This is a genomic window from Salipiger sp. IMCC34102 (assembly GCF_004145405.1).
Lineage (GTDB): Bacteria > Pseudomonadota > Alphaproteobacteria > Rhodobacterales > Rhodobacteraceae > Loktanella.
On sequence record NZ_SELQ01000001.1, the window covers coordinates 151367 to 167691 of the forward strand.

Below are 16325 nucleotides of genomic sequence, written 5' to 3' on the forward strand. Positions count from 1 at the left end.
TATGCTGGCGAAAACCAAGAAAACGACCAGACGGGGCCCATGAGCAAGAATCGTAACACCAGACGTCCCTTGGTGGCGGAGCGGCGCGAACGCACGCCCGATGCACCGAAGCGACGCGCCCGCAAGACACGGCGCAGCCCGGCCCGCCGTCCGCGTGGCCTCGTGGGCTGGCTGCTGTTTCCCTTCACCTGGGCGCTTCGGCTGATCTGGCGCATCAGCTGGCGGCTGGCCTTTGCCGGTGCGGTGGTCCTGGCGCTCGCGGTCTTCTACTTCGCGGCCCAGATGCCCCCGATCGAGGCAATGGTCGACGGTCGCACGCGCGGATCCGTGACGCTGCTGGACCGATCCGGCGATGTCTTCGCCTGGCGCGGCGACCAGTTCGGCGGGATGGTGACGGCGGAAGAGGTCTCTCCCTACCTGCACGACGCCGTCGTCGCGACGGAGGACCGCCGGTTCTACCGCCACATCGGCGTCGACCCGCGCGGGATCGCCAGCGCCGTGCGGATCAACCTGCGCGAAGGCCGCGGGCCGCTGTCGGGCAACGGCGGATCGACCATCACCCAGCAGACGGCCAAACTCCTGTGCCTCGGGGTGCCCTACGATCCCGAAACCTGGGACAGCGAGCGCGACTACGAGTCCGACTGCCGCCGCACGACGATCTGGCGCAAGGTCAAGGAAGCCATCTACGCGATGGGGATGGAAGCCGCTTACACCAAGGAAGAGATCCTCTCGATCTACCTCAACCGGGCCTACCTCGGCGAAGGGGCACGCGGGTTCGAGGCCGCGGCCCAGCGTTACTTCGGCAAGTCCGCCCGCAGCGTCGACCCCGCCGAGGCCGCGATGCTGGCGGGGCTGCTGAAGGCGCCGTCCTCCTACGCGCCCACCAACAACATGGGGCGCGCCGTGGACCGCGCCGCCGTCGTCGTGGGCCTGATGGAGGAGCAAGGCTACATCACGCCCGAACAGGCCGACGAGGCGCGCCGGAACCCCGCGCAGCTTTCCGAGGCCGCGCAGGCCCGCGCCGGCGGCTATTTCGCCGATTGGGTGATGGGACAGGGGCCGGATTTCTTCACGCGCAACACGACGGAAGACGTTGTTATCCGCACCACGCTCGACCAGCGCATCCAGAACGCCGCGGAGACGGCGCTGCTGACGGTGTTCGACCAGAAGCTGTCCAACGGCTCGGACGTGGAAGCCGCCGTTGTAGTCATGAGCGCCGACGGGGCCGTGCGCGGCATGGTCGGCGGGCGCGACGTGCGCGCGGTCAGCGCCTTCAACCGCGCCACCCAGGCGCGTCGGCAGACCGGATCGGCCTTCAAGCCCTTCATATATGCCACGGCCCTGGACCTGGGCTTCACGCCCAACGACCTCGTGGACGACGCGCCGCTCACGATCACCATTCCCGGCTCGGGCCCTTGGCGGCCCGAGAACTACGACCGCCAGTTCAAGGGCCCCGTGACACTGACGCAGGCGCTTTACGAATCGCGCAACATACCCGCCGTCATCCTCTCCGAGGAGGTCGGGCGCGAACTCGTCAGCCAGGTCGCCAACGGCTTCGGCATCGACAGCGAGCTTGCGGCGGGTCCGGCGCTGGCCCTGGGCGCCTCCGAAAGCACGCTGATCGAGATGACGGGCGCCTATGCCGGCATCCTGAACGGTGGCTCGGCGGTGGAACCCTACGGGTTGATCGACCTGCGACTGAAGGGCGACGACGCGCCGTTGATGGACAATGTCGGGACGGGCATGCAGGAGCGCGTGGTGCAGGAGCGCTCGGCGCGGCAGCTGACCTACATGATGAACCAGGTCACGGTGCGCGGTACGGGCACCCGCGCCGGAATCTCCGGCTGGGAGATCGCGGGCAAGTCGGGCACCACCAACAGCCAGCGGGACGCCTGGTTCATCGGATTCAACGCGGATTACGTGATCGGCGTCTGGATGGGTTTCGACGACAACGCCCCGATGCGCGGGGTCACGGGTGGCGGCATCCCGGCGGACATCTTCCGCGAGACCATGCAGCGCGTGGTGGCCGGACAGCAGCCCCGCCCCCTGCCGATGGAGGTCCCGGGTCCCAGCCAGAACGGCACCCTGGCCAGCAGCGGCATGGTGGCGGACAGCCAGATCCTGAACGTGCTGGACACCATCCTGGGCGGTCTGGAAAACTGAGCGGGATCATGCCCCGGGGGCCAATGCCGCCCCCGGGATGCGACGTTCTCGCACAAGGCGCCTCAGCCGAGCGAAAGGCCTGATGGCCGGTGCCCCGACTGCATGTTCTCGGCCAAAGGAAGCCGGGGAGCCGCCAGCCAGATCAGGCGTCGAGCGGTTGCAGATGCTGCTGCAACTGCTGGCGCAGGTGCTCATGCTGGGTCGGCAGCTTGAGCGCCTCGCCCAGGTGGGCCGTGTCTTCGTCGCGGTCGAAGCCGGGCTCGTTCGTGGCCACCTCGAACAGGACACCGCCGGGAGTGCGGAAGTAGATCGCCCAGAAATAGTCGCGGTCGATCACGGGCGTGACGGCATAGCCGGTATCGGTCAGCGCGCGGCGGACTTCGAGCTGCGCGGCCCGGTCCTCGACCGCGAAGGCGATGTGATGCACCGAACCGGCCCCTTGCCGGGCGGGCGCCGCGTCGGCCTGGCTCAGGTCGATGGCGTCGGCGGGATTGCCGCCTTCGATCAGGTAGCGGGTGACCCCGTCACGCGTCTCGGCCTTCTGGTAGCCCATGAACCCCAGAAGCTCCGCCATGGCGCCCGTGTCCGCCAGGCGCAAGGTGGCACCCCGGAAGCCGCGGATCGCGTGGTCTTCGTCCACCCCGTTCCCCGTCCAGGGGACCCGCGCGTCCTCGGATTCGACCAGCGCGAAGGCTTCGTTGTCGTTGCTGCGGAAGGTCAGACGCTGCTCGCCGAACCTCGTGTCGCGGTCAAGGTCCTTTGCCCGACCTGCGAGCCTGTCCGACCAGTTGTCGAGCGTGCCCGGCGGAACCGCGAACAGGGTTTCCCCCACTTCGCCGGTCCCCGTCCGGCCACGCGCGGCGCCGGGGAACGGGAAATGCGTCATCACCGTGCCGGGGGTTCCAACCTCGTCACCGTAGTAGAGGTGATAGACGTCGGGGGCGTCGAAGTTCACCGTTGTCTTGACCCGTCTCAGGCCAAGCGTATCGGTGAAGAAGGCATTGTTGCGCGCGGGGTCCGACGCGATGGAGGTGACGTGGTGCAGGCCCTTGATCTGGGTAAGCATGAGAGGTGTGCCTTTCTGAAAGCCGTTGGCCTGAAGTTAGGCCGCCCCCACCGTTCTGTCGTCGGGCACCGGCGATCAGAATTTGTGCGCAATCGCGCAAGGGCTCAACTCTCGGCCAATTCCTGTGCGGCCCGCGTGATGCGTGCCATGGCATCGAGGTAGGTCTGCGTCCACTTGGCCACGTCGTTGCGGAAGACGCCACGCGCAAGGATCTCGTGCCGTTCGCGCCGCTCTTCCAGGGGCATGGCAAAGGCCTGGTGCAGGGCCGCGGCCATTTCCCCAATGTCGTAGGGGTTCACGATCAGAGCGGCGGGCATCTGCTCCACCGCGCCGGCGAACTGGCTGAGGATCAGTACACCCGGGTTGTCGGGGTTCTGCGCGGCCACGTATTCCTTGGCCACCAGGTTCATCCCGTCGCAAAAGGGCGTGACCAATCCAACGTCGGCAGCCCGGTAGAGCCCGGCCAGCACCTCGCGCGGGACAGCCCGGTGGATGTAGCGGATCGGGGTCCAGTCCAGATCGGAGTGCTTCCCGTTCAGCGCGCCCGTGACCCGCTCCAGCTCGTCGCGGATGCGCGCGTAGGCGGGCACGTCTTCCCGCGTGGGCGGCGCGATCTGAAGCAGAGACGCCTTGGGGGCGTCCTCCACGCGCTTTTCGAGGAACTGACCGAAGGCACGCAGGCGGTTGTCCAGACCCTTGGAGTAATCCAGCCGGTCGACCCCGATCACCAAACGCTCGTCGGGGGAGACGTTCACCCGGGACCGGCCATCCGCCTCCACCGCGTCGCGGGCGAAGGCATGCGCGTCGATCCCGATGGGAAAGCTGCGGACCTGGAACCGGCGGTCGCGCAGCTTGATCGACCCGTCGCGCAGCTGCTCGGCCCCGTTGAGACTTCGGAACATCTCAAGCGCCGCGGCCACGTCACGTTGTGTTTGAAGACCGAAGAGATCGAAGGCCGCCATCCAGCCCGGCACCAGGTCGCGCTCCGGCAAGGCCATCAGGTCGTGGGTCGAGGGGAACGGGATGTGATGGAAATAACCGATCGTCGCCGTGACGCCTTCGGCCCGCAGGCAGGCGGCGAGCGGCAGGAAATGGTAGTCGTGGATCCAGATGCGGTCGTCGGCGCGCAATTCCGCCGCCATCATCTTCGCCAACCGGCGATTGACCCCGATGTAGGTGTCGTAATCGCCCGCGTGCAGATCCATGAGGTCCGCGCGCCGGTGACATAGCGGCCAGAGAACCGAGTTGGCGTAGCCGAGGTAATAGCCCGTCTGTTCCTGCGGCGTCAGGTCGAACGTCCGCATCGTGTAGCCGTCCCCCTCCACCGTGGCCAGGCGGTCGGGCGCGTCTTCCGTGATCTGGCCAGAGGTGCCGAACCACACGCCGCCGCTGTCGCGCAAGCAGTCGTGCAGCGCCACGACCAACCCGCCGGCGGGCGGTCCGTCGGAGGGAACCCGGTTCGAGACGACGACGAGACGTCCGGTCATGCGGCCTCTCCCAGCCAGGTGCGTATGAGCGAGATCATCTGCGACGGCCCATCCAACCGGTGCGCGGCGATCGTGTCACCGGGTCCGACCTTGATACAGATGCCATCCATGGTCTGCGCGACCTCCATCGCTTCTTCGTCCGTGACGTCATCGCCCGCGACCAGCGGGCGGATGCCCTCCGGCTGCTCTGCCATCGCCCGCTCGACCGCGCGCGCCTTCGAGGCGTCGATCGGGCGGACCTCGACCGCCATCTTGGAGGCGTGCAACTCCAGGTTGTCGATGCCACGCACGGCGTCTGCCAGTTTGCGTTCGACCTTGGATTTCAGGACCGGGGCGTTGCGATAGTGCACGACCACGCCCGTTTGCTTCGGTTCGACGATGAGCCCCGGTTCCGCGCTGACCAGCGCTTCGGCCTCTGACTGGACCGCCTCGACCTGTGGGCTGCCGACCGCCGGATGCGGATGCCGGACACCTGCAATCCGCGCCTCCGCGCCGTGGGCACCGTAGATGTCACCCGGGAAGTCGGGAAGAAAGCCTTCGAGCGTCGCGATTTCGCGTCCGGTCACGATAGCCAGGCGGCCGCCAAGCCGTTCGTGAAGATTCGCCAAGAGACGCGGAAGATCCTCCGGCACGTCGATCCCCAAAGGGGTATCTGCCAGCTCGACGAGGGTCCCGTCGAAGTCTAGGCACATGAACAAACGATCAAGGTCGAGCACATTCAGGTCCGTCATGGCGTCGCTTCTTGCACCTCTGTCCTGTGGTCGGGGGACCCGATCTTCTCTGTCGCTGCACAACCCACAGGTTTGCATGAAGGTTCCTGAGGGTCGACGGGCGAAATGTTGCCCACGGCCAGATTAGGGGAAAAAAACCATTTTGAGTTTAAACTGGTTTAAACCCTCACTGCTTCCGACGGCGGTAAGACACCGGGAAATCAAATCCGGTTCACAGGCGCGGTCCGAAAGGATCGCGCCGATGCCCATTCTATAAAGGACCCTCGATGAAACATGTCGCCAGCGCCTTCCTGACCCGGATGAGCGGGCTTGCCCAACTCTCGGAAGAGGATCGGAATGTGCTGTCGCGGTTCGAGCAGGGCTCCGAGCGTCGTGCCAAGAAGGAATCCGTCTTCGATGCTGCCAGGCCGGATTTGCGGATCGCCATCGTGCGCTCGGGCTGGGCCGTAACCCGCATCAAGTCCGAACCGGCGCAGACCACGATCGCCAACGTCTTCATGGCCGGCGACCTCATCGGCCTGAACGACCTGGGGTTCCCCGACCGACCGCACGAGACGACGATGCAGACCGACGGGACCGTCAGCCTGTTTTCACGCGCGGCGCTGATGGATCTCGCGCGGACCCATCCGCGCATCTTCGGAATGATCGCCGCAATGGCTAGCCTGAACCAGGTGGCGATGGCGGACCGGTTGCATGCGGTCACCCGCTTAACGGCCGAGGATCGGCTGATGCACTTTCTTCTGACGGTCAAGACCAAGACGGCGCAGGGCAGCGATCAGCCGTCCGACCGCTTTCCCCTGCCGATGTCCCAAAAGGAGATCGGAGACGTGCTGGGCTTGACGGATATCTATGTCAATCGCCTGCTCAGCGCGCTGCAGAAACGCGGGGAGCTGACGCTTTCCCGGCCGTACGTGCGGATCAACGACGTGCGCCGTTGGGAGGAGCGATTGAAGTTTCAAAACCGGTTCGAGCAGGTCCAGTTCGACTGGACGGCGTAACGCCTCCCCGATCACGCAAAACGGGCCGTCCCGGCGTGGGGCGGCCCGTTCTGGTCGATCGGTCAGACGCGTCGCGTCACGACTTCTTGATGTCGTCCTTGGCACCCTTGGCTTCGGACTTCGCAGTCGACTTCACGTCGCCCGCGTGCTCCTTGACGGCAGCCGCGCTTTCATCAGTCGCCTCGCGCGCCTTCTCGGCCACGGTGTCGGTGATGTCGGACACGGCGGAGCGGGCTTCGCTTTCGGCGGTGCGCAGGGTGGACTTGGCGCGCTCGGTCTCCTCGCGGAAGATCCGCTCGGCCTCGTCCATGAGCTGGTCGCGACGGGCGCCGAGGTAGCTGTTCTCGGTCCGGGTGCGCGGCAGCAGGGCGGCGACCGCGGCGCCGACCGCAAAGGCCAGGGCGCCGACCACGAGCGGTTGACGCTCGAACATGTCGACGGCGGCATCGCCGCTGTGGGATACGGCTTCACGGGCCTGACGCTGGGCGCGAACGGCCTGTTCACGCGCGGCGATCACACGTTCGCGGGCGGCATCGGTCAGATGCTCGGTGCCTTCGGCGAGGCGCGCACGAAAGTCCTCGTACCGGCCGGAAAAGCCCTCGGACTTCGAACCGGTGGAGCGTTCGTCTGGCAGGTCGCCGACCATGGCGGGGGTGGGTCTGGAATCTTGCATGATCTATCCTTTCACGGAGGCCCTCGCGGACCGTCTCGTCGTTAGTAGTCTTCGCGGGCCCAGGACGGGCGCGCGTGATAGGGAGGCACGGGGCTGGACTTGGCATCCACGACCTCGCGGGCCCAGGAGCCCGCCTCTTCCTCGAGTTGGGCGGCCGCCATGTCGGCGGGGCTGGCATCGTATTGCGCCTCCTCCCGGACCCATCCCCGTTGGACAGGGGCGTAGGCGGGTTTCGGCGCCGGGGGACGGCGCAAGGCGCTGGCGGTCAGCCAAGCCAGACCCAACCCGGTGACCAGCATCGGCCAGGGATTCTCGCGGGTCAGGCGCACGACGCCGGTAGAGGTACGTGTCAACTGCGTGCGCATCTCCGACCCCACGGTGCCGGTCACTTCGAGAAGCTGCCCGCGCAAGGCGCGCTGGATCTCGTTGATCTGGACGCGGACCTGGGCCTTCACGTCGTCGACCACGTTTTCGACCGTCAGTCGTTCCTGAAGCTCGTCGAGGTCGCGGCTCAAACGGCTACGCTCGGCCTCGATCTCGGCCTCGATTTCGGCGGGGCTGCGGTGGTCAGCGGTCATTGTAGGCGTCCTTCATCATGCTGGCGTCGCGCTTGATGTTCCTGGTGGCGCGCGTCGGGGCAAGGCTGGACAGCTTCAGGCGATTCATTCCGATCTTGGCAAAAATCACCGCGATCACCAGCGTGACGATGCCGACGGCCAGCGTGGCCCAGATCTCTCCCACGCCCGCAAGGACAAGGGCCGCGATCGCGGTGGTGGTCAGGATCATCAGACCGACCACGACCAGGATGATCGCCACGACCAGGAACCCGATCGCGCGCATCGCCTTGTGAAGGTTCTCGTCCACTTCCGCGCGGGCAAGGTCGACTTCCTGCCGAAGCAGGTTGCCGATACTGCCGAGCACGTCGTTGAAGAGCGTTCCGGTGCTGCGTTGCGAATTGGTGTGGGTCTGGGTCATGGATCACCCCCGACCGATATCGCCGGGACGGGTGACCGGCGTGGTGCCACCGACATTGCCGGGCTGGGCAACGGGCGTGGTCCGGGCCGCGGGGCTGGCAGCGCACGCGTTGCCGGAGCGGCCAAGATCGTCCGTGCGGGGGTAATCGTCGTCCCGCTCGGAGGCCTTCACGAACCGCGAAGCCGCGAAGCCCGCCAGAGCGGCCCCGGCGAGAAAGGTCATCGGGTTGCGACGGGCGAACTGGCTCACGTCGGAGACGACCGTCCCGAGATCCTTGTTGCTGATCGTCTCGGACACGTCGGCCAGGCCATCGGCGATCTGACCGAAAGTGCGCTCCTGCGCGCTGCCCTTGCGGCTTTCCTCCGCGGCGCGACGCAGGGCGGAGGCCACGTTGTTGACTTCGCCAGCAGCGGCATCGCGTGCGGCGGCGGTGCGCATCTCGACCTCGGTCTTGACGGTCTCGCGGGCGTCGGTGGCGACGGATTTCGCCTGGTTTTTAACCTCGTCGACCATGCCCTTGGCCCGGTTGGCGGCTTCGTCGGCGGCGTCCTTGATCTGTTTCTCGGTATCAGCCATTTGGCGGCTCCTTGGTGGTGGAGGGCCGGAAAGGTCGCCCCTTCGTCCTCACAGAAGTTTCATCGCGGGGACAATGCGGTATGCGACAATAAGTTCCATCCGCCCCGCCGTGCGATGCGGGGATCTCCGCGCATGGGCGCGCCTTGGAAACAAGAACCGGAGGTCGTGGATCAGCCGCCGTAGCCGTCGGGATTGCCGCTTTGCCAGGCCCAGGTGCTGGCGGCCATGTCGTCCAGCGTATGGGTCGCGCGCCAGCCCATCTCGGCCTCCGCGCGGCGGCTGTCGGCCTGCATCCGGGCCACGTCCCCGTCACGGCGCGGCGCGACGCGCAGCGGGATCGGGTGGCCGGAAGCGCGCCGGAACGCCTCGACCATCTGGTAGACGCTGTAGGGCTGCCCGGTGCCGATGTTGAAGGCGCGCGCACCGGTGTTGCTTTCGGCCCAGTCGACGGCGGCGACATGGGCGCGGGCCAGGTCGACCACGTGAATGTAGTCGCGCTCTCCCGTGCCGTCGTCGGTCGGGTAGTCGTCGCCGAAAACCTGCAATTCGTCCCGCTTGCCCACCGCGACCTGCGCGATGAAGGGCATCAGGTTGTTGGGGTAATCCGCCGGATCCTCTCCCAGCCGGGCCGAGGCATGGGCCCCCACGGGGTTGAAGTAGCGCAGCAGGACCGCCGTCGCCTCCGGCGTGGCGCGGGCCCAGTCGGTCAGCACCTCCTCGGCCATCAGCTTGGTGCGGCCATAGACCGACAGCGGGGCGGTCGGATGCGCCTCGTCGTAGGGCAGATAGACCGGCTCCCCATAGACCGTGGCGGAGCTGGAGAAGATGATGCGGCGGCACCCGATCCGGTCCATCGCGCGCAGAAGCGTCAGCGTGCCGGTGACGTTCACGTCGTAATAGTCGACCGGTTGCCGTTGGCTTTCGCCCACGGCCTTGAGGCCCGCAAAGTGGATCACCGCCTGAGGTGCGAAGTCGTCCATCAAGGCGTCTAGCGCGCCCCGGTCGCGGACATCGCCGGTGACACTGGTGACCTTGCCGTTGGTCAGGCTGCGCACCCGGTCCAGCACGACGGGGCGGGAGTTGTGGAAATTGTCCAGAACGCAGACCTCGTGCGCCTGGCCCAGAAGCTCGATCAAGGTGTGGCTGCCGATGTACCCCGCACCGCCGGTGACCAGAACGCGCATGAATGCCCCCTCTTTGATGTTGAGCGACCCTACCGCGTACCCCGCCCCCGGGAAAGCCTAGACGATGATTCGCCTTTGCCGTGCGTAGAGCGCGAGCATCAGCAGCACCGCAGCGACGGCCACGGTGAAGGCTATCGTCCAGAACCGCTGCGGTCCCATGACCTCGAACAATCCCACGGCAGCGTTGCCCGCCATCATCGCCACGAATCCCGCAAGCGAGGCCGCGAGGACCGGCACGCAAAGCGGTTTGCGCATCAAGACCAGGATGCACCCGACGGTGCCTGCGAGCACGCCCAGCGCGAAGGCCGCGTCGATCCAGGCGGGATAGGTCGCCATCGCCTCCGCCTGCGGGCTGGGCATGCCCTGCGCCACGTAGTCGTCCCGCGTGCGCCCGACGCCGCCCAGGAACTGGATCACCCCGAAGACGTTCCACAACAGCCCGCCCATGATGGTCACGCTGAACCAGAGCGGGGCTTTCGTCATCTGCGCCATGGGACCTCCGTCATATTGCAGCCCACCAGATAGACCGCGCGGCTTGAGGGCAATACCCCGTTTGCAGCGCTCTGCGTTTGCGGTAACAGCCGCGAAACCGCAGACCGGAGATCCCCATGACCAAGACCGCTTCGCCGCGCGAATGGTGGCGCGACGCCGTCATCTACCAGATTTATCCCCGCTCGTTCCAGGACAGCACCGGCAATGGCGTCGGGGACCTCAACGGCATCACAGAGCGTCTACCTTACGTCGCCTCCCTCGGCGTGGACTGCATCTGGCTGTCGCCGATCTTCACCTCCCCGATGGACGACATGGGCTATGACGTGTCGAACTACACCGACATCGACCCCTTGTTCGGAACGCTGGCGGATTTCGACCGGATGCTGGAAACCGCGCACGACATGGGACTGAAGGTCATCGTGGACCAGGTGCTGTCCCATACCTCGGACCACCACCCCTGGTTCATCGAATCGCGCAAGGATCGCACCAACCCCAAGGCCGATTGGTACGTCTGGGCCGATCCGGCGGAGGACGGCACGCCGCCCACCAACTGGCACAGCCACTTCGGCGGTCCGGCCTGGGAATACGACCCCGCGCGGGGCCAGTATTACCAGCACAACTTCCTGGCCAGCCAACCGGACCTGAACTTCCACAATCCGGACGTTCAGGACGCGATCCTGGAGACCGCCAAGTTCTGGCTCGATCGCGGACTCGACGGGTTCCGGCTCGACACGGTGAACTACTATGTCCACGACGCGAAGCTGCGCTCGAACCCGCCCGCGCCCCGCGCCGCCGGCACGGTGGTCATGGCGCACGACCTGTTTTCCATGCAGGACAACATCTACAACAAGAACCGGCCCGAGAACCTGGCCTTCCTCGAACGCCTGCGGAGCCTCACCGACCAATACGACGACATCATGATGGTGGGCGAGGTCGGCGATCACGGCCAGCGCAGCATCGACCTGATGGCCGAATACACCGCCGGGACCGATCGCCTGCACATGGCCTACAGTTTCGCGATGCTGGGCGATGCCTTCACGCCCGATCACTTCCGCAGCTGCATCGAGAGCTTCCGGCAAGGCGCGCCCGACGGCCAGCCGGAATGGTCCTTCTCGAACCACGACGTGGTGCGCCACGTCTCGCGCTGGGAGGAGCATGGGGTGGACCGCGAGCGCCTCGCGAAGCTCACCGCCGCGATGCTCTTCAGTTTCGAGGGCACCATCGGGATCTACCAGGGCGAGGAGTTGGGCCAGACCGAGACCCGCATGGAATACCACGAGCTGACCGATGCCCAGGCGATCCGCTACTGGCCGGGGATCAAGGGCCGCGACGGCTGCCGCACGCCCATGGTCTGGGAGGCCCAGGCCCCCGACGCCGGGTTCACCCGGGGCGACAAGGCCCCCTGGCTGCCGATCAAGGAGCCCCAGAAGGAACAGGCCGTCGACCTGATGGAAGCGCGGGCCGACAGCGTGCTGCACTTCTACCGCGCCGTGATGGCCTTCCGGAAGGAGCATCCCTGCATGACGCGCGGACGGACCGCGTTCCTCGAACTGCCCGACCCCGTGCTCGGGTTCCGTCGCACGCTGGACGACCGTGCCCTGCTTTGCCTCTTCAACATGGGGACGGAGCCGGTGTCCTTGACGCTCACGGGCAAGGCCACAACGGTCGGACCCTGCTCCGCGACGCGCGACGGCGACAAACTGACGTTGCCGGCCAACGGTTTCGCCTGGCTCGATCAGGACGGAGAGGTCACCGTCGCCTGACGGGACGGCGGGCGGGGCGCCTCGGACCATCAGGTCCGACAGCGCCGTCCGGCCGTCAGCAAGCCTCGCGGATCGCCGCCATGTTCCGGCCGTAGACATGCCGAGCATCGACCGATCCGCCGCGGAACACGGCGGACCCCGCGACCAGCACGTCGGCCCCCGCCGCCCGCACCAGCGGTGCCGTCGTGGGGTCGACGCCGCCGTCGATCTCGATATGCACCTCGCGATCGCCGATCATCTCCCGCAGGGCCCGCACCTTGGCTGTCATGTCGATGAAGCTTTGCCCGCCGAAGCCGGGGTTCACCGTCATCACGCAGACCAGATCGGCGATGTCGAGCACATGGGCCACTGCCTCCGCCGGGGTGCCGGGATTGAGCGCCACGCCCGCCTTCATCCCCGCCCCCCGGATCGCCTGCAGCGTGCGGTGGATATGCGGTCCCGCCTCGACATGGGCCGTCAGGATATCCGCCCCCGCGTCGGCGTAGGCGTCGATGTAGGCATCGACCGGAGAGATCATCAAATGCACGTCCATCACCGTCTTCACGTGGGGCCGAAACGCCTTTACCGCGGGCGGCCCGAAGGTGAGGTTCGGCACGAAGTGCCCGTCCATCACGTCGACATGGACCCAGTCGGCGCCCTGGTCCTCGATCGCCCGGATCTCGGCCCCGAAATTGGCGAAATCCGCCGAGAGGATCGAAGGCGCGATCTTGAGGCTGCGGTCGAAGGTCATGGCGGTGTCTCCCGATGTTGCGCACCTGCCTTAGCGCCGATGACGCCCGGCGTCACCCGCAAGACGTCACGGGCCCGACGTGACGTGAATTTCTGACCAATCGGTCAAACCTTGCACGAACCCGCGCGCCGTGCCACCAAAGCGGAACGCAACGCCGGAGCCTCTGCCGTGACCATCTCCCCCACCGCCTTGCCGCGCAATCCAGGCCTGCCGCTCGACCTCGACTGGGTCGCGCGGGCGCAGGCCAACCGTTCGGCGATCGAGCGGCGCGCGACCACGCTGCCCGGCCGGCGCAGCGTCAAGAAGGACCACCAGGCCGCCTGGCTGTGCAAGGCGATCAGCCTGATCGACCTGACGACGCTGGCGGGCGACGACACGCCCGCGCGTGTCCGTCGCTTGTGCGCCAAGGCGCGCCAACCGGTCTCTCCCGACTTGCTGGAGACGCTTGGGATGCAGGGGCTGACCACCGGTGCCGTCTGCGTCTACCACGACATGGTGCCCACCGCAGTCGAGGCGCTGAAGGGCACCGGCATCCCGGTGGCCGCCGTGTCGACCGGGTTCCCCGCGGGCCTGTCGCCCTTCCATCTTCGCATCGCCGAAATCGGCGAAAGTGTCGCCGCCGGCGCGGAAGAGATCGACATCGTCATCTCCCGCCGGCACGTGCTGACCGGCAACTGGCAGGCGCTCTACGACGAGATGCGCGAGATGCGCGCCGCCTGCGGCGAGGCCCACGTCAAGGCGATCCTCGCCACCGGAGAGCTGGGCACCCTGCGCAACGTCGCCAAGGCGTCGCTCGTCTGCATGATGGCGGGGGCGGATTTCATCAAGACCTCGACCGGCAAGGAAAGCGTCAACGCCACCTTGCCCGTCACGCTCACCATGATCCGTGCGATCCGCGATTATCACGCCGCGACGGGGCTTTACGTGGGCTACAAGCCGGCAGGCGGGATCTCGAAGGCGAAGGACGCGCTGGTGTACCTTTCGATGATCAAGGACGAGTTGGGCGACCGCTGGCTGCAGCCCGACCTGTTCCGTTTCGGGGCCTCCTCCCTGCTGGGGGATATCGAGCGCCAGCTGGAACACCACGTCACCGGCAGCTACTCCGCCTCCTGGCGGCACGCGATGTCGTGAGGTCGGGTTTGAGTTTATTTTGCCAGATGAAGACAGGGGCGGCGCTATGACCATCAAGGAGATCTTCGAGACCATGGACTACGGCCCCGCCCCCGAAAGCGACAAGGAAGCCATGGCGTGGCTGGCCGATCGCGGCGACTTCGGCCTGTTCATCGGCGGGAATTGGACCGAGCCGGGCACGCTCTTCGACACGGTGAACCCCGCCACGGGCGATACGCTGGCGCGGGTGACGCAGGCGACATCCGACGACATCGCCGCAGCGGTGAAGGCCGCGCGCGACGCGCAGCCCGGTTGGGCCCGCGATCACGGGCGGCGGGCGCGGGTGCTCTACGCGCTGGCGCGGCTCTTGCAGAAGCACGCCCGGATGTTCGCGGTGCTCGAAAGCCTCGACAGCGGCAAGCCTATCCGCGAATCGCGCGACATCGACGTGCCGCTGGCGCAGCGCCATTTCTACCACCACGCGGGCTACGCGCAGCTCATGCCCACCGAGATGCCCGACCGGGCGCCGCTGGGCGTCTGCGGTCAGGTGATCCCCTGGAACTTCCCGCTGCTGATGCTGGCGTGGAAGATCGCGCCCGCCCTGGCCATGGGCAACACCGTCGTGCTGAAGCCCGCCGAATGGACACCGTTGACCGCGATGCTGTTCGCGCAGATCTGCGGCGAGGCGGGGGTGCCGCCTGGCGTCGTGAACATCGTCACCGGCGACGGTGAGGTGGGCGAGATGATCGTGGGCGCGAAGGTCGACAAGATCGCCTTCACCGGCTCCACCGCCGTGGGCCGCCGCATCCGCGAGGCGACGGCGGGCACCGGCAAGGCGCTGAGCCTCGAGCTGGGCGGCAAGGGGCCCTACATCGTCTTCGAGGACGCCGACATCGACAGCGCGGTCGAAGGCTTGGTCGATGCGATCTGGTTCAACGGCGGGCAGGTCTGCTGCGCGGGCTCGCGCCTTCTGGTGCAGGACGGCATCGCTGAGGTCTTCCACGCCAAGCTGCGCGCCCGCATGGCGCAACTGCGCATCGGCGATCCGCTGGACAAGTGCATCGACGTCGGCGCCATCGTCCACCCGGAACAACTCGCCCACGTGCGCGCGCTGGTCGAGGCCAATACGGACGGTACGATCTTCCAGACCGAGGCGCCGGAAGGCTGCTACTATCCCCCCACGCTGATCTCGGACCTCGATCCCGCATCGCCCCTGATGCAGCAGGAGATCTTCGGGCCGGTTCTGGTCTCGACCACCTTCCGCACGCCGGAGGAGGCCGTCGAGATCGCCAACAACTCGCGCTACGGGCTGGCCGCCTCGGTCTGGTCGGAGGACGTGAACCTCGCCCTCGACGTGGCCCCGAAGCTGGAGGCCGGAATCGTCTGGGTCAACGGGACCAACATGATGGATGCCGCGGCCCCCTTCGGCGGGATACGCGAAAGCGGCTTCGGGCGCGAAGGCGGCTGGGAAGGGCTGGGCGGCTATACCCGTGCCGCGACACGGCACAGCTCCCCCGCCGCGATCACGCCGCAGGAAGGCACCGGCACGGGGGACGGCATCGACCGGACGTCGAAGCTTTACATCGGTGGCAAGCAGGCCCGACCCGACGGGGGCTATTCCCGCGCGGTTCACGGGCCGGAGGGCGCGCTTCTGGGCCACGCCAGCCTTGCCAACCGCAAGGACCTGCGCAACGCGGTCGAGGCCATGAACGCGGCCCGGGGCTGGGGCGGAAGCAGCGGACACCTGCGCGCGCAGATCCTCTACTTCATCGCCGAGAACCTCTCGGCCCGTGCCCACGAATTCGCCTCCCGCCTCAAGGATCTGACCGGCAAGGACGGCACGGAAGAGGTCGCCGCGGCTGTCGACCGGCTGTTCAGCGCGGCGGCCTGGGCGGACAAGTACGACGGGCAGGTCAAGGGCGTGCCGGTGCGGGGCGTGGCGCTGGCGATGAAGGCGCCGGTGGGCAAGATCGGCATCCTCTGCCCGGACGCGGCCCCCCTGCTAGGCCTCGTGTCCCTGATGGCGCCCGCGATCGCGATGGGCAACCGGGTGACGCTGGTCGCCTCGGAGGCCTACCCGCTCGTCGCTACGGACTTCTTCCAGGTGCTCGACACCTCCGACGTGCCCGGGGGCGTGGTGAACATCCTGACCGGCGCCCATGCGGACCTGGCGGAGCCCATGGCCCGTCACCTCGACCTCGACGCGGTCTGGGGCCTGTCGGGCCACGCGCAACTGATCGAAGCGGCAAGTGCGCAGAACCTCAAGCGGACCTGGGTCGGCCCTTTCGACCCGCAGGTCGACACGACGAAGGACCTGTTGGCCCATGCGACCGAGGTGAAGACGATCTGGGTGCCCTACGGCGCGTGAGTGCCCGTG

The 16325-nt window shown here is 67.1% G+C and carries 15 protein-coding genes; 5 read left to right on the forward strand and 10 right to left on the reverse strand.

Features of this window, described 5'->3' with window-relative positions:
- Nucleotides 1-39 precede the first annotated feature (39 nt).
- Complete coding sequence (locus EU805_RS00770) at nucleotides 40-2163, forward strand: transglycosylase domain-containing protein (RefSeq protein ID WP_129762037.1); 2124 nt, start codon at nucleotides 40-42, stop codon at nucleotides 2161-2163.
- Between the two features lie 142 nt (nucleotides 2164-2305).
- Here EU805_RS00770 and EU805_RS00775 read toward each other — a convergent pair whose 3' ends face one another.
- The 3 genes from EU805_RS00775 to otsB form a co-directional block, all read right to left on the reverse strand.
- Entirely contained in the window at nucleotides 2306-3229 is a 924-nt protein-coding gene (locus EU805_RS00775; protein WP_129762038.1) for a VOC family protein, read from the reverse strand.
- 104 nt (nucleotides 3230-3333) lie between these two features.
- Nucleotides 3334-4716, reverse strand: a complete 1383-nt coding sequence (locus EU805_RS00780; RefSeq protein ID WP_129762039.1) for a trehalose-6-phosphate synthase — start codon at nucleotides 4714-4716, stop codon at nucleotides 3334-3336.
- Complete coding sequence (gene otsB / locus EU805_RS00785) at nucleotides 4713-5447, reverse strand: trehalose-phosphatase (protein ID WP_165351855.1); 735 nt, start codon at nucleotides 5445-5447, stop codon at nucleotides 4713-4715. Before otsB ends, EU805_RS00780 begins: the two co-directional genes overlap by 4 nt.
- Before the next feature lie 266 nt (nucleotides 5448-5713).
- On the opposite strand from otsB, the gene EU805_RS00790 reads away from it, so the two are divergent.
- The gene (locus tag EU805_RS00790; protein WP_129762041.1) at nucleotides 5714-6445 is read left to right on the forward strand and encodes a Crp/Fnr family transcriptional regulator; all 732 of its coding nucleotides are present in this window, start codon (nucleotides 5714-5716) and stop codon (nucleotides 6443-6445) included.
- A gap of 76 nt (nucleotides 6446-6521) precedes the next feature.
- Here EU805_RS00790 and EU805_RS00795 read toward each other — a convergent pair whose 3' ends face one another.
- The 6 genes from EU805_RS00795 to EU805_RS00820 form a co-directional block, all read right to left on the reverse strand.
- Nucleotides 6522-7118, reverse strand: coding sequence for a hypothetical protein (locus EU805_RS00795; protein ID WP_129762042.1), 597 nt, complete (start codon nucleotides 7116-7118; stop codon nucleotides 6522-6524).
- Between the two features lie 41 nt (nucleotides 7119-7159).
- A complete protein-coding gene (locus EU805_RS00800) occupies nucleotides 7160-7696 on the reverse strand; it encodes a DUF3618 domain-containing protein (protein WP_129762043.1) in 537 nt (178 codons plus the stop codon).
- Nucleotides 7686-8093: a phage holin family protein gene (locus EU805_RS00805; protein WP_129762044.1), complete on the reverse strand. Its 408-nt coding sequence runs from the start codon at nucleotides 8091-8093 to the stop codon at nucleotides 7686-7688. Before EU805_RS00805 ends, EU805_RS00800 begins: the two co-directional genes overlap by 11 nt.
- A 3-nt stretch (nucleotides 8094-8096) precedes the next feature.
- Nucleotides 8097-8669 (reverse strand): hypothetical protein, encoded by a 573-nt coding sequence (locus EU805_RS00810; protein ID WP_129762045.1) that lies wholly within the window; start codon nucleotides 8667-8669, stop codon nucleotides 8097-8099.
- A gap of 170 nt (nucleotides 8670-8839) precedes the next feature.
- On the reverse strand, nucleotides 8840-9853 hold the full coding sequence (gene galE, locus EU805_RS00815) for a UDP-glucose 4-epimerase GalE (protein ID WP_129762046.1): 1014 nt from the start codon (nucleotides 9851-9853) through the stop codon (nucleotides 8840-8842).
- A gap of 57 nt (nucleotides 9854-9910) precedes the next feature.
- Nucleotides 9911-10345: a hypothetical protein gene (locus EU805_RS00820; RefSeq protein ID WP_129762047.1), complete on the reverse strand. Its 435-nt coding sequence runs from the start codon at nucleotides 10343-10345 to the stop codon at nucleotides 9911-9913.
- A 116-nt stretch (nucleotides 10346-10461) separates the two neighbouring features.
- Here EU805_RS00820 and EU805_RS00825 point away from each other — a divergent pair, with 116 nt between their 5' ends.
- On the forward strand, nucleotides 10462-12108 hold the full coding sequence (locus EU805_RS00825; RefSeq protein WP_129762048.1) for an alpha-amylase family glycosyl hydrolase: 1647 nt from the start codon (nucleotides 10462-10464) through the stop codon (nucleotides 12106-12108).
- Nucleotides 12109-12163: 55 nt separating this feature from the next.
- Here the strand turns inward: EU805_RS00825 and rpe are convergent, their stop codons facing one another.
- Nucleotides 12164-12838: a ribulose-phosphate 3-epimerase gene (rpe, locus tag EU805_RS00830; RefSeq protein ID WP_129762049.1), complete on the reverse strand. Its 675-nt coding sequence runs from the start codon at nucleotides 12836-12838 to the stop codon at nucleotides 12164-12166.
- A gap of 168 nt (nucleotides 12839-13006) precedes the next feature.
- Here rpe and deoC point away from each other — a divergent pair, with 168 nt between their 5' ends.
- Complete coding sequence (gene deoC, locus EU805_RS00835) at nucleotides 13007-13969, forward strand: deoxyribose-phosphate aldolase (RefSeq protein WP_129762050.1); 963 nt, start codon at nucleotides 13007-13009, stop codon at nucleotides 13967-13969.
- Nucleotides 13970-14015: 46 nt separating this feature from the next.
- The gene (locus EU805_RS00840) at nucleotides 14016-16316 is read left to right on the forward strand and encodes an aldehyde dehydrogenase family protein (protein WP_129762051.1); all 2301 of its coding nucleotides are present in this window, start codon (nucleotides 14016-14018) and stop codon (nucleotides 16314-16316) included.
- Nucleotides 16317-16325: the final 9 nt, after the last annotated feature.